Raw genomic sequence first — 13,587 nt, 5'->3', positions numbered from 1 at the left:
CATCGAGCGCGGGCGTACGATCTGCGAATGCGACGAAATCATGCAAATCCTCCCGGTTCGATTGAATGAGATGCGCTTTATAGATGTGTGGTTCGCGCTTTGCAACGGGGCCCGTGCGAGATCACTGACGAGTGTTGCAAATTAGTGCGCATCGCCCCCGGCGCCGAACGGCGACGGCGGCCTGTTCAGCAGCAGCACCAGGAAGCTGAGGGCGAGATAGAACAGTGTCAGGATGAAGAAGGCATCGCCGAAGCTCATCACCACGGCCTGGCGATGAACCAGCTGGGAAAGCTGCTTCATGGCCATCAGCGCGGAATCGCCAAGTCCCTGAAATTTCTGCATGAACATGTTCAGGGTTTCGGTCGCGGTGGCGTTGCCCCAGGTCACGCGCTCCTGCAGGCGGCTGATGTGAAGATCGGTGCGGTCGTTGAGCACGGTGTTGATGACGGCGAGGCCGAGCGCGCCGCCGAGATTGCGCATCAGGTTGAACACGCCGCTCGCATTCTTCACCTTGTCGGGCGGCAGCGTGCCGAGTGCGACGTTGTTGGTCGGGACCATCGCGAACATCATGCCGACGCCACGCAGGATTTGCGGCACCAGCAATTCATAGAAATCATAATCCCGCGTCATCCAGGTCATCTGGTAGGAGCCGAGCGCGAACACGACGAGGCCGAACGCGATCATGTAGCGCATGTCGACCTTCGCCATGAGCCGGCCGACCAGCGGCGCGACCAGGAACATGGTGATGCCGGAGACGAACATGGTGTCGCCGATCATCAGCGCGCTGTAGCCGCGCACCTCGGCGAGATAGCGCGGATAGATGTAGGTCAGGCCATAGAGCCCGATGCCGATGCAGAACTGCAGCGTGCAGCCGACGGCGAAATTGCGGTCCGAGAAGGTGCGCAAATTGACGATCGGCTCGGCCGCCGTGAACACGCGCCAGAAGAAGGCGATGGCCGAAAGACCGCAGATCCAGGCGCAAATCGCGACCGACGTGTCCTGCATCCATTGATATTGCGGGCCCTCCTCCAGCACATATTCCAGCGTGCCGAGGAAGCTCGCCATGAACAGCAGGCCCCACCAGTCGAAGCGGTCGAGCAGCTCGAAATGCGGCTCGTCGAAATCGACCAGCGCCAGCACGCCGACGGTGATGCCGATGCCGGGCACGACGTTGATGAAGAACAGCCAATTCCACGACATCAGGTCGGTGATGTAGCCGCCGACCGTCGGCCCGATGGTGGGAGCAAGGGTCGCGACCAGCCCGATGATGGGGCCGACGATGTGAAATTTCGTTCGCGGGAAGACGGTATAGGCCGAGGCGAACACCGTCGGGATCATGCCGGCGCCCAGGAATCCCTGCAGCGCGCGCCAAAGGATCATCTCCTCGATGGTGGTGGCAAAGCCGCAGAGCAGGCTCGCGGCGGTGAAGCCGGCCGCCGAGATCGCGAACAACAGCCGCGTGCCGAAGGCGCGCGACAGGAACCCCGACAACGGAATCGCGATGACCTCGGCGATCAGATAGGCGGTCTGGACCCATGAGACTTCGCTGGAGCTTGCCGACAGGCCGGCCTGGATCTCGCTGAGGGATGCCGAGACGATCTGGATGTCCAGGATCGACATGAACATCCCGAACACCATGATGATGAAGGCGAACAGCCGCTTCGGCGCGATGCGCTCCGACGCCGGGTCCGCCATCATGGCAGGTGAAGCGGTGGTGGCGGTTGCCATGGGTCAGCTCGGGATCGCGCCAGCCGCGGGGTCGGTGCACCTCTCCCGCCTGCGGGAGAGGTCGGCGCGCAGCGCCGGGTGAGGGCTCTCTCTGCTTGGGGACTGTCTCATTGCGGAGGCACCCTCTCCCCAGCCCTCTCCCGCAAGCGGGAGAGGGAGCGCACCTGCACTTGCGGCTACAGCGCGATTCATCTCACCGCATCCTACTGCGGATGGACCGCGGGATCGTCGAGGTCGACCTCGCTGTCGGCGTCGGCCGCGCCCTTGTTGGTGTCGACGGTGGCATAGACCGACATGCCGGCCCGGAGCAGGTTCTGCTTCGCCACCGACTTCGGCACGCGGATGCGGACCGGCACGCGCTGCACGATCTTGGTGAAATTGCCGGTGGCGTTATCGGGCGGCAGCAGCGTGAACACCGAGCCCGCGCCCGCCGCGATGCTGTCGACCACGCCGGAGAACTTGCGCATGCCGTAGGCGTCGACCTTGATCGTCACCGGCTGGCCGGGACGGATGCGCTTGAGCTGCGTCTCCTTGAAATTGGCGTCGATGTAGACGTCGTCCAGCGGCACGATGTTGCCGAGGCGCTGACCGACCGCGACGAAGTCGCCGGTGTTGACGAGGCGATTGGAGAACGTGCCGTTGACCGGCGCACGCACCGCCGTGAAGCTGAGGTCGCGCTCGGCCTTGGCGAGCGTGGTCTTGAGCTCGGCGAGCTGGGCCTGCGCTTCGGCCTGCTGCGCCTTGGCGACCTCGACATTGCTGACGGCAACGTCGTAGGCGGCCTGCGCGGCCTTGACCGCGGCGGCGCCCTGGTCGCGTCCGGCTTCCGAGCTCTCGAACACGGCACGCGAGGCGAACCCCTTGGTGCTCAGCGCCTGCTGGCGCTCGTAATCGAGATCGGCGCGCTTCAGGCCCGCTTGGGCCGAGACGAGCTGAGCCTTGGCCTGCGCCACCTGGCTGTCGAGCGCGGCGACCTGGCGGCCGATGCGATCGATGGCGGCCTGCTGGGTCGCGATCTTCGTGGCGGCGGCCTCGACCGCGATCTTGTAGTCGCCGTCGTCGATGCGCAGGACGACGTCGCTGGCGCGCACCGGGCTGTTGTCGCCGGCGAGGATCGAGGCGACGTGTCCGGACACCCGCGCGCCCAGCATGGTGTTGTTGGCGCGGACGTAGGCGTCGTCGGTGGAGACGTAGAAGCGGCCGACCAGCGTGTAATAGCCGGCATAGCTCGCGACGGCGAGCGCGAGCAGCAGACCGAAGCCCATCAGGACGAATTTGCGCTTGCCGGATTTGGGAGCACCGCCTGCGGGTGCATCCGGCGCTGCTGCGGCCGGGTCGTCAGTCGCGGGCTTCTCCAGCGCCTCAGCGGGGCGGCGCTTGGCCTCCTCGACCCTTTCACCGCGCAAGTGCTCGGTAACGGGAGCAGAGTTCTCGATCGCAGCGTTACCGCCGGCTTGCTCCGCCGCTTCCTGGCGAAGGACTCGCGCAGCCTGGTCTCTCGATGCCGCCATCAAGGCCTCCTCAAAAGGCGATCGAGGACGGCCGGCCGGAGGCCGCTTTCCCTGTCGCTGATCTCAAATATCATTGACCGAACGGTTCGGTCAATATACATAAATGGCTCTAAGCGGCACCCTACTGGGCCGAATCCCTTAATATTTGCGTTTCACCGTTCAGCTGATCAGAAAATCTTCCGTGACCCTAAACCAATGGTTGTAGCCGACCGAGACCATCTGCACGCCGCCCAGGAGGAGGACGGCACCAAGCGTCGCCAGATCCTGGACGGTGCCCGCAAGGTGTTCATGGATCTGGGTTTCGACGGCGCCAGTATGGGCGAGATCGCGCGCGCCGCGCAGGTCTCCAAGGGCACGCTCTACGTCTACTTCGCCGACAAGTCTGCGCTGTTCGAAGCCATCATCGAGGAAGAGGCCCTCCAGCACGGCCAGGTCGTGTTCAACTTCGATCCTGCCCGCGATGCCGAGGCCACGCTGAGGGAATTTGGCCTCGCCTACCTTCACCTGATCTGCCGGCCCGGTGGCGGATCGGCGATCCGGACCGTGATGGCGATCGCTGAACGCATGCCTGATGTCGGCCGCCGCTATTACGCGCGGGTGCTGGACAAGAGTATCAGCCGCCTCTCCGGTTATCTCAAGGCGCGTGTGGTCGCGCGCGATCTCGATATCGAGGATTGCGATCTTGCCGCCTCGCAGTTCATGGAACTGGCCAAGGCTTCGCTCTTCCTGCCCTTCGTGTTCCAGGCCGCGCCGGCACCGTCGGAACAGCGCATGGCCGAGGTGGTCGACAGCGCTACGCGGATGTTTCTGGCGGCGTACAAGACGAAGTAGCAGCGCGTTGCACCTGCGGGCGGGGCGGCATTATATTGCGGCCATGTCTCGTGATCTTCGCCCGCCGGTCGACATCCTCCACTACGAGATGGTCCAGGAACAGGCCTCGGCACTCGGACGAATGGGCCGCGCCCTCGAACAGGCGCTGGCGCGCTTGCGCGAGTTTGACGCCGCCCACGCCGCCGCGGAAACTGCAGCCTCGATGCAGCCGGCCAGGCGCAAGCTGGTGCTGGAAGCCGGCCAGGCGCTCTGGATGTTCGTGGTCCAGCGCGAGGCGACGGGCCTGCGCGACAGCCGCCACATCATGCGCACCTACAACGTCCCGGGCGAGGTGCAGCGCTGCATGGGGCTGGCACCGTTGACAACAGGCTCGAGATGACGACAGCAGCTCGACCTAGTCTGTCACCTGCTTTCTCAACGCGGCGAGATCATTGACGACCATCTTGGTCGGGCCGGTCGAGATGATGCCCTCGTCCTGGAGTCGGTTGAGGATCAGGCTGATCGACTGCCGTGTCGCGCCGATCATGCGCGCGAGATTGGCCTGCGTGATTCGGCCGAGTGAGATCGGACCATTCTCGTCCTGCGCCGCGTTCTCGCACAGTTTCACCAGCAGCAGCACCAGTCGTTCCGCAGCCTTCTGCCCGGCCAGCGTCTGCGCCAGCATCGAATAGGTCTCGCCCTTGAAGCCGAGACACTCGATCAGCGCGACTGCGAACGAAGGCGACTCCGCGATGAGCCGGCGGATCGCATCCTGGTCGAGATGCAGCGCCTCGACCCGGCCGAGCGCGCGCGCCGACCAGCTATGCCGATGATCGCCGAGAATGTAGGGGGCGCCGACGAAGTCGCCGGCCTCCCAGGTCGCCAGCATCAGTTCTCGCCCCTGCGTACCGGCGTGGGTGCTTTCGACGATCCCGCTCAAAATGATGTGGATGCCGTTCGCGGGCTCGCCTTCGCGCAGCAGATGTTCGCGGTTCTGGTAGGTCGCCAACCTGCCGGTCCGCATCACCAGATCCAGATCGGACTTGTCCAACGACTTCAGCACATAGCGCCCGGTGCCGGCGCCTCGCGCCTCCGCGCACGGCTCACCCGGATCGGCGACCTCATGCGCATGACCGCGCCCCACGATCAGTCTCCCTTCGAGTGACGGCTCGAAGGCTAGGAGGTATCAGGTCGGATTGCAACGCGGCGCGAACGCTCAATGCACGGCCGCCGTAGCTGTAAATGCGCAGGCGAGGTCAGCGAGCAGGCGCTCCCGCCCCGCCGGCGCCAAGAACGTGACCCCGTAAGGCACACCCGCCGTGGTCATCGCATTGGGAACTGCAATCGCGGCGAGCCCGAGCGGATTGGCGTAGTTGGTGTAGTAACCGTTGTTGAAGTTGGCCGTCAGCGGATCGCGCGCCACATCATCAATGCTGAGGATGGTGCCGACCGTCGGCACCACCAGCACGTCGTGAGCATCCCAGAAACCGCGAAGCCGACGCTGGACCTCCTTGACCTCGTAGAACGCACGGTATGCATCGGCGGCGGAGAACTTCCGGCTGCCGAGGACGAGGTCGCGGACGATCTTGACGCCCGCATCGGGATGGGCGTCGAGGAACGCACCGACCGAGACGTCGCGCTCGGCAAGGAACGGACCGAAGAACATCAAGTCGTTGATCGAGGTGAACGGCGAGAAATCGACCGGCGTGATCGGCAGGTCGAGTTGCCGCAGCCGGTGCATTGCGGCGCCGAACAGCCTCTCCGTCTCCGGATTGCCGAAGAACTTGAGCTGATCGACCCGGGGCGCTGCGAGCTTCAGCGGCCGCGCGGGGCACGGCTGCTCCGTCCATCCGGCGAAATCGACCGGCGCAAAACAGTCCGCGGGATCACGCCGTGCCAGCACGCGATAGACGTCGTAGCCGTCATCGGGATCGCGCGTGTAGAGCGAGATGGTGTCGAAGCTCCGGCACGCATACACCATGCCGCGCTGGCTGAATGCGCCCGGCGCCGGCTTGAAGCCGGTCACGCCGCAATAGGACGCAGGCACCCTGCCCGATCCTCCGGTGTCGGTGCCGAACGCGAAGGACGACGTTCCGGTTGCGACCGACACCGCCGCGCCCGAGCTGGAGCCGCCGGGAATGTAGTCAGGATTGTGCGGATTGCGCGCGATGCCGTAGGGCGAGCGAACACCGACGAGCCCGGTCGCGAACTGGTCCATGTTGGTCTTGCCGATATAGATCCCGCCGGCTGCAATGGCATCGGCGACCACCGGGCTCGTATCCTTCGCGACATAGGCAAATTCCGGACAGGCCGACGTAGTCTGCTCGCCCGCGACGTCGATGCAGTCCTTGACCGAAAAGACGAGCCCGTAGAGGGGCAGGCCGTCGATCTCGCCGATGCGCGCATCGAGCGCGCGCGCCGCGGCCATGACGTTCTCGGGCCCCGCCGTCGATATCCAGACGCCGCTCTGGTCGGCGTCCGCCAGGCGCGACAGCACGTGCGCGGCGACGGTCGACGGCTTGAGCGTTCCGCTGCGATAGGCGGCGCGAAGACGGCGAGGCGAAATATCCATGTCGGTCACATGCTCACGGGAATCGGAAGTGCCGGCGAGACGAGCCCGCCGGCCCGGCGCGTCAGCGGCCGATCACCTTCTCGAGATAGACCGGCTGGATGAAGGCTTCGAAGTCGGCGCGCGGCAGCAGTTTCGGCAGTCGCTCCTGCTTCACCAGAAAGTCGGCGGTGGAAATCAGCGTGTCGACAAACCTGCCCTTCTTCGCGGTTGTGCCGAGATATTCCTCGGTGAGCTGCTTGTTGCAAGGCACCATGCCGGTGCCCTTCATCATCCGTGTCGCGTCGGGCAGCGGCAGCGACAGCTCCTCCGCAATGATCTCGGCCGTCTTCTCCGGGTTCTTCAGCCAGAAATCGATTCCCTCGCATTCGGCCTTGATGAACTTGTCGACGTAGGACGGATATTTCTCCGCGAACGCATTCATGACGACGCCGATGTCCCAGGTCGGATAGCCACGCTTGGTCATCTCCCCCGAGGTGATCAGGATCTTGCCACCGTTCTTGACGGCTTTGTCGAGGTTCGGCTCCCAGAACCAGGCGGCATCGATATCGCCGCGAAGCCAGGCGGCCGCGATGTCCGAAGGCGCGAGATCGATGATCTTGATCGAGGCGGGATCGACGCCCTCGTCCTTCAATGCCTGCAACAGCAGGTAGTGCGTGGTGGATCCGAACGGCGCGGCGACCGTCCTGCCCTTGAGGTCCTTGAGCGACGTGATGTTCTTGTCGGCCCGCACCACCATCGCCTCGACATAGTCGAGCAGATTGATCACAAGGATGCCCTTGATCGGCAGGGCCCGGGTCGCCCCGATCGCCGTCGGGGGATTGCCGAGACCGCCGAAATCGACGTCGTTGCCGGCGATCGCGCGCAGCATGTCGCCGCCGCCGCCGACCTTGACGTATTTGATGTCGACACCCGGCATCTCCTTGGCGAGCAGGCCGAGATGCTTGGTGACAAGCTGCGCGTTCACCAAATTCAGATAGCCGACGGTCACCTTGGCCGGCTTGTCCTCGGCCCGCGCGGCGGCCGTGAGCGCCAACGTGGCAAGTGCGAGCGCGGCAACAAGTCTCTTCATCATGTCGATCTCTCCTCGATCAGGATTACGTTCGGGCCCACGGCATCAATAGTCTGGCAATTCCGCGCATCATCAGGTCGAGCACGACCCCGGTCAGGCCAAGCACGATCAGGCCCATGATGACGACGTCGGACAGCAGGAATTTCGCGGCATCCCAGATCATCCAGCCGATGCCGGCCGAGGCCGCGACGATCTCGGCGGCGACGAGGACGGTGTAGGTGAAGCCGAGCGAGATACGCATACCTGCGAGGATCAATGGTCCCGCCGCGGGCAAATAGACGTGAAACAGCAGATGCCGCCGGCTCGCGCCGAGGGATTGCGCCGCGCGCACATAGACGGGATCGACACTGGTGACGGCCTGGATCGTCGAGATCACGATGCCCGGCAGGCCCGCAAGAAACAGCAACGACAGTTTGGAGCTCTCGCCGATGCCGAGCCACATCACCAGCAGCGTATAGAGCCCGAGCGGCGGCAACGGGCGATAGAACTCGATCAGCGGATTCAGCAGCGCACGCGCATTGCGCGATACGCCCATGAGAACGCCGAGTGGAATGCCGACGAGGCACGCCAACGCGAACGCCACGAGGATGCGGTAGAGGCTGGCGCCGAGATGCTGAAGCAGCGTGGCGCCCTGATAGCCCTTCGTCATGGTCTTGACGAACGCACCCCACACCGCCTGTGGCTTCGGCAGGAACAGCTCGTTGGCCCAGCCCATCTCCGTGACGATGGTCCATGCGGCCAGCAGCGCGGCGACGGTAAGCGTGGAGAGCAACACCGACCGGGAGACCGTTGGCAGCCGCAAACTGCCCCGCCGCGTACGATCGGCGGAGATCGGAAGCGCCATGGGGCTTGCCTCGACGCTCATGTGCGCACTCCCAGGATCTGCATGATGGTCAGCGCGTAGATCCGCGTCGCCATCACCGACTTGGTGATGGAGATGTTCTCGTTGTCGACGGCCCAGCCGTCCTCGCCCGGACCGAACGTCACCGCGTTGATGCCGGCTTCGCGGAAGCGGATGGTGTCGTTGAAGGCGTTCTTGCGATTGACGCCGGGCTCGCTGCCCATCAGGCGCCGATAGACCGCGCGAAGCGAGCGGCAGGGCTCTTCCTCAACCGGCACGGGCTCGGTCGCGTTGACGAACAGCGAGCCGGGCACCTGGCGCACCCCGACCTTGACGTCGTTGATCCCGGCAAATGTTTGCTGCCCGAGCCGCTCGATGTCGGAGATCACGCTGGCAAGCGTCATGCCGGGCACGATGCCGACCACTGCAAGCGTGATGGTGCAGGCATCCGGTGAGAACTGCATCTCGCCGGGGAGGCCGCCGCGGATACGCACCACCGAGCAGCAGGGCGGCGTATGCCCCATGAACTTGCTCGGCACGTGGGTGAACGTCATCTCCGCGAGTCCTGGCAGCAGTTTCGCCGCCTCCATGATGGCATTGACGCTGATGTCGGGCCGCCAGATATGCGACTTGATCCCCTGGACCGTGACCTCGATCAGGCAATGGCCGGAATTGGCCACCGAGAGGTTCATGCCCCAGTCTTTACTGACGTCTCCCCAGGCGGTCGGCTCGGCCGTGATCTCGTAGTCGGCAGCAAGGCCGACCTTGTCGAGCATGTAGATCGAGCCCTCGGTGCCGTTGCGCTCCTCGTCGACGGTGTAGCAGCACATCAAGGTGCCATCGAACTTCACGCCCTCCTCGATCAGGGCCTGCACCGCGAGCAGTGAGGCGGCGAGATTGCCGCGCGTGTCGGAGGTCCCGCGCGCGTAGAGCAGATCGCCATGGCGCGTCGCCTTGAACGGATCGTAATCCGTCATGTGCCATTTCTCGGGCTCGACCACCGGATAGGTGTCGAGATGATCGTTGAGAATCAACGATGGCGCGCCCTCGCGCCCTTTGAGCACGCCGAGCACATTGGGCCGGTGCGGCTGCGCACTGTGCTTGGTAACCTCCATGCCGAGGGCTTCGAGCTTGCCGGCGACCAACATGGAGATCGCCTCCTCCTCGGCGGGCGGCAGGTCGGGATCGAGCGGATTGCCGGAGCGCGGCTGACCGGTGCGGATCAGTTCGGATGCAAGGTCAAGCCAGCGTTCCTCGGTGATGCGCGCCAGCACGCGCCGCTCGAGATCGGAGTAAGGCGGGGTGACAGACATCTGCATGACGGGTTCCGCTGGCTCACAGCGCCGGCTGCGCTGCGTCGTTGCAGGCCCTTCATTGCACCGACTGTGCCAATTGCCGGCCACGCCCGTTCGGACACGAATAGCGATTGCAGTTCAATGATTTGGTCGAAAATCGACACCGCGCAAATTTTTGCGCGTCAGCTGTGCTTTGCCGAAGGCACAGCGCTGGCTGAACAGACCAGCCGCAGCGGGCGGACGGCCGCCTCAGCTCTGGCGGACGCGCCTATTCGTCGATGTAATCGTCATCCTCGCGCTTGCGCGCCGTGCTCTTGCGCGCACCGAGCGAGCCGGTGACGGAGGGATCGCGCGCATTGGCATAGGGGCTGCGCGACTGCGAGCGCGCGGCGACCTCCTCGCCGGACACGGCGGCCGGCTGGCAGATCAGGCGGCGGCTGGCGCGGCGCATCAGGTCGACGTGGATGTGATCGTAATGAAAGACGTTCGAGCCCGGCGCGAGAACGGTGGTGAAATGCGCACACGCTCCCGCTTGCACGTCGCGCAGGAAGCCCTGCTCCTCCGGCATGCCGCGCCAACCGTCCTTGATGGTGACGCGGCGGCCGTCGGCGAGCACGAAGGCGGAGATGTCGAGCGCATTGCCGAAAGCGTGCTCGGAGATATGGGCCCGCGAGTTGCCGTTCATGCCGCGGCAGGAATAGGCGGAGATCTGCTTGATCTCGGCGACGCGGACGCCGAACCAGCGCATCGCCGAGGGCTGGACGGTGTCGGCGAGCCAGCGGTCGAGCTCGGACACGATCGGACAGGCCAGCGTCGCCGTCGGCTTGATCGCGACGGGCCCGACGGCGGCGACGGAATTGCCTTGCGCAGGGCCGAGGCGCGGCAGCGGTTGCTGCGCGGGCGCCTGCGAGTAAGGCGCCGGCCGTGCCGGATAGCTCGGCGAATTCATGTAGCGCGCCGCACCTGCGGCATCGGTGCCATCGGGCGGCAGGTCGATCTCGTCCTCCTGCGCCGCCACACCCGGTGCGTTCAGCGACACCGGCCCGGACGAGGCGCCGTAGCCGGACGGCTGGCGCACCGCGCTCTCAGGATAGTTCGACTGCGGCGGATAGGCGGAGGCCGGGTAGTTCTGGCCCTGCGGATAGTTCGATTGCGGCTGCCTCACGGGCCAGCGCGGCTGGTTGCCGATGCTCCCCGGCGGCCGCAACGGCTCGTCGGCGAAGCCGTAGGTGCTGGAGGCCTCGCCGATAGCGGCCACCTTGAGTGGAAATTCGGCGCCACACTGGCCGGGTCCGGAAATCGGGTCGATGCGGACGAGATCCGGCCCCTCCTTCACCGCGCCCGATTTCAGGCATGCGGCTTCCGCCTCGGCCCGCCACGGTTCGCGTTCGGCCTGGAAGAAGCCGCGTCCGCAACCCGCTAGCGAAACAAGGACGATGGAGCCGACGAGATACAAACGAACTCCGCGCGTCATGTACGCACGTTCGGTGAATTTACTTAAAGACTCTTCAACACGTTGATTTCAGTGTTCTTTAACCATGACGACCGGCGCGCGCCGAACCCCCGGGCAAACCGAGCGACAGCAGGGCTGACTTTATCGAGACGAGACTCTCTGTTAACTATGATGCTCGCGCGCAAAGCAGCGCGCGTGGAGGGAGCGACTCATGACGTTCGCCGGGAAACTGAGCGTAGTCACCGCCTACCTCGCCATGGCCTTCGTCGGCGCCATCGTGCTCGGCATGATCTAGCGGCTCATCGAGCGCATCGAAGCCGGCTTGTTCCCTTCTCCCCTTGTGGCAGAAGGTGGCGCGAAGCGCCGGATGAGGGGTTCTATCCGCGCGCGCCGGCGTTCGCGGACATGCCCTCTCCCGCAAGCGGCGCGGGCATTTTGCGCGACGCTACGACCGCGCACTCCATTGCCGCGAGGTCGTGATCAGTTGCTCGCGCGGCGCTTCGATCCGTGTCCAATCATTGCCCGAGCACCAGAAACGCCAAAGCGCACAGGCCTCGACGTGCAGCCTTGCGGAGCTCTTCAGGGTCATCGTCGCGTAATAGGTGTTGCCGCTGGCGCGGCTGTATATGCTGCCGGTCCAGACGTCGTGCGATTTCGACTTCATGTTGACGAGCACGCTCTCGCCCCGGCGCGAGGTCTCGGTCAACGCATAACCGCAAAGCGCAGGGCCGCAGCGCTCGATGCGGACCGTGCCCTTGGCACCTCGGCTCTCCCATTCGCCGAGCGGCGTATAGGCCTGCTCGTCGTCGCTGCGCCGTGCGACCGCCACGGTCTGCTTGATCTCGGGGCTCGGGACCGGCGGCGGCTCCAGGCGCGGCGCCTCAGCTCTTGGCTGCTCTGGTCTCGGTGGCTCTGGTCTTGGTGTCTGCGGCGGCACGACGGGCTGCGATGTCGTCGCGGCCAGCGTCGGGGCTGGAGCAGCCGGCGGAGTCGCGACCACGCTCGCTTGCGGCGGGCGAGGTGGGATGGCCGGATCGACCGGCGAGCTCGGGGCAATCGGCGTCGGGACCGGTCTCGTCGCGGCGTCATCCACCCGCTGAAAGCTGCGATGGGACGAGATCGACACGCAGGATGTGGATCGGCACGTTTTGGGCGCCTCGACATGGAAGCGGTGGCGGCCAATCGAGACGGAATAGGAACCGGCCTCGGCCGCCGGCGCGATCGCCATCAGCGCGATCAATGTGCCAAGCCAAGTCGCAAGCCGTTGCATCGCCCTCTCCCTCAATGTCGCGACGAGCTTACGCAGAGGAATTGCGGCTGAATGTGCGCTGCCTCACCCAGCCGCCCGCCGCCGTTGTGACCCCCATCACAGAACACCGGGCCAGCCCGGCATAGGGTCGAGCCACGCTTCATCCACCAGCGACTTCGGTCCATATCGGGACCGCGCCATTTTGGAGGTTGTCATGAACAAGCTCACCGTCGCCGCCACCGCGCTCTTCCTTGCCTCGACCGCAGCCCATGCCGGCGGCAATACGATCTCGTTCCAGATCGAGGGCCAGCACATCCGCATCGAGACGCCGCGCAACTGCGCCTCGCTCAACTGCGTGACCATCGTCGCGCCGGGCCTGTCGGACAAACCGATCAAGCTGAACAACATCAACCTCAAGGGCTTCGGCGGCTCCAAGGATGATGACGCCGACACCGCGCCGGCTCCGGCCACGGCCGCGCAGCCCGCGCCGGCACCGGTGCAGCAGCAGCCCGTGCAGCAGGCGCCGGTTCAGGCGACCGCCCCGGCCGCTCCAAGTGTCGCCCCCGCCGCGCCCGCGTCGACCGTTGCCGCCGCGCCGTCCGTCGACACGACGACGCAGCCCGCGCCGGCCGCGGCGCCCGCTCCCGTTGCTGCGCCCGCTGCGGTGGCGGCCGCTCCCGCTCCGGCCCCGGTGGCTGCCGCGCCCGTGGCCGTAGCGAACTCGCCGATCGGTATCTGGGCGACCGAAGAGGGGAAGGGCAATGTCCGGGTCGAGCAGTGCGGCGCCAATCTGTGCGGCTACGCCGAGAAGACCAACGAGCGCATCCTGATCAACATGAAGCCCGAGGGCTCGAAGTGGAGCGGCCGCATCCGCGATCCCAATTCCGGCCGCAACTACGACTCGACCATCGCGATGAAGGGCCCGAATGCGATGCGCGTGCAAGGCTGCGCCTTCGGCGGCATGTTCTGCGGCGGCCAGACCTGGAAGCGCGTGAGCTGACACGCCGAGCGCATCAGCCCCGACACATGCACCATCTTCGTCATGCCCGGGCTTGTCCC

General features: G+C 65.4%; 12 protein-coding genes. 3 read left to right on the top strand and 9 right to left on the bottom strand.

The features are described 5' to 3' along the window. Window positions 1-141: 141 nt before the first annotated feature. Entirely contained in the window at window positions 142-1,728 is a 1,587-nt protein-coding gene (locus DCM79_RS26415; RefSeq protein ID WP_257177032.1) for a DHA2 family efflux MFS transporter permease subunit, read from the bottom strand. Window positions 1,729-1,931: 203 nt separating this feature from the next. Continuing rightward, window positions 1,932-3,239 (bottom strand): HlyD family secretion protein, encoded by a 1,308-nt coding sequence (locus tag DCM79_RS26410; protein WP_257177031.1) that lies wholly within the window; start codon window positions 3,237-3,239, stop codon window positions 1,932-1,934. A 195-nt stretch (window positions 3,240-3,434) separates the two neighbouring features. Between DCM79_RS26410 and DCM79_RS26405 the strand changes: the two genes are divergently transcribed. After that, the gene (locus tag DCM79_RS26405) at window positions 3,435-4,070 is read left to right on the top strand and encodes a TetR/AcrR family transcriptional regulator (RefSeq protein WP_257177030.1); all 636 of its coding nucleotides are present in this window, start codon (window positions 3,435-3,437) and stop codon (window positions 4,068-4,070) included. Between the two features lie 43 nt (window positions 4,071-4,113). Next, complete coding sequence (locus DCM79_RS26400; RefSeq protein WP_257177029.1) at window positions 4,114-4,449, top strand: DUF6665 family protein; 336 nt, start codon at window positions 4,114-4,116, stop codon at window positions 4,447-4,449. Window positions 4,450-4,464: 15 nt separating this feature from the next. Here the strand turns inward: DCM79_RS26400 and DCM79_RS26395 are convergent, their stop codons facing one another. The 7 genes from DCM79_RS26395 to DCM79_RS26365 form a co-directional block, all read right to left on the bottom strand. After that, window positions 4,465-5,193, bottom strand: coding sequence for a Crp/Fnr family transcriptional regulator (locus DCM79_RS26395; protein WP_257177028.1), 729 nt, complete (start codon window positions 5,191-5,193; stop codon window positions 4,465-4,467). Between the two features lie 72 nt (window positions 5,194-5,265). Continuing rightward, on the bottom strand, window positions 5,266-6,621 hold the full coding sequence (locus DCM79_RS26390) for an amidase family protein (RefSeq protein WP_257177027.1): 1,356 nt from the start codon (window positions 6,619-6,621) through the stop codon (window positions 5,266-5,268). Window positions 6,622-6,682: 61 nt separating this feature from the next. Then, window positions 6,683-7,693, bottom strand: a complete 1,011-nt coding sequence (locus DCM79_RS26385; protein ID WP_257177026.1) for an ABC transporter substrate-binding protein — start codon at window positions 7,691-7,693, stop codon at window positions 6,683-6,685. 22 nt (window positions 7,694-7,715) lie between these two features. After that, window positions 7,716-8,555, bottom strand: a complete 840-nt coding sequence (locus DCM79_RS26380) for an ABC transporter permease (protein ID WP_257177025.1) — start codon at window positions 8,553-8,555, stop codon at window positions 7,716-7,718. Beyond that, window positions 8,552-9,850 (bottom strand): M20 family metallopeptidase, encoded by a 1,299-nt coding sequence (locus tag DCM79_RS26375; protein WP_257177024.1) that lies wholly within the window; start codon window positions 9,848-9,850, stop codon window positions 8,552-8,554. The genes DCM79_RS26380 and DCM79_RS26375 overlap by 4 nt, the downstream gene beginning before the upstream one ends. Window positions 9,851-10,094: 244 nt before the next feature. After that, entirely contained in the window at window positions 10,095-11,300 is a 1,206-nt protein-coding gene (locus tag DCM79_RS26370; protein WP_257177023.1) for an extensin family protein, read from the bottom strand. Between the two features lie 424 nt (window positions 11,301-11,724). Then, the gene (locus tag DCM79_RS26365) at window positions 11,725-12,549 is read right to left on the bottom strand and encodes a DUF2147 domain-containing protein (RefSeq protein WP_257177022.1); all 825 of its coding nucleotides are present in this window, start codon (window positions 12,547-12,549) and stop codon (window positions 11,725-11,727) included. A gap of 193 nt (window positions 12,550-12,742) precedes the next feature. On the opposite strand from DCM79_RS26365, the gene DCM79_RS26360 reads away from it, so the two are divergent. Then, window positions 12,743-13,528: a DUF2147 domain-containing protein gene (locus DCM79_RS26360; protein ID WP_257177021.1), complete on the top strand. Its 786-nt coding sequence runs from the start codon at window positions 12,743-12,745 to the stop codon at window positions 13,526-13,528. Window positions 13,529-13,587: the final 59 nt, after the last annotated feature.

The organism is Bradyrhizobium sp. WBOS07 (assembly GCF_024585165.1).
Taxonomy (GTDB): domain Bacteria; phylum Pseudomonadota; class Alphaproteobacteria; order Rhizobiales; family Xanthobacteraceae; genus Bradyrhizobium; species Bradyrhizobium japonicum_B.
The sequence above is the reverse complement of the archived record's forward strand: the minus strand, read 5'-3'. Positions and strand labels throughout refer to the sequence as shown.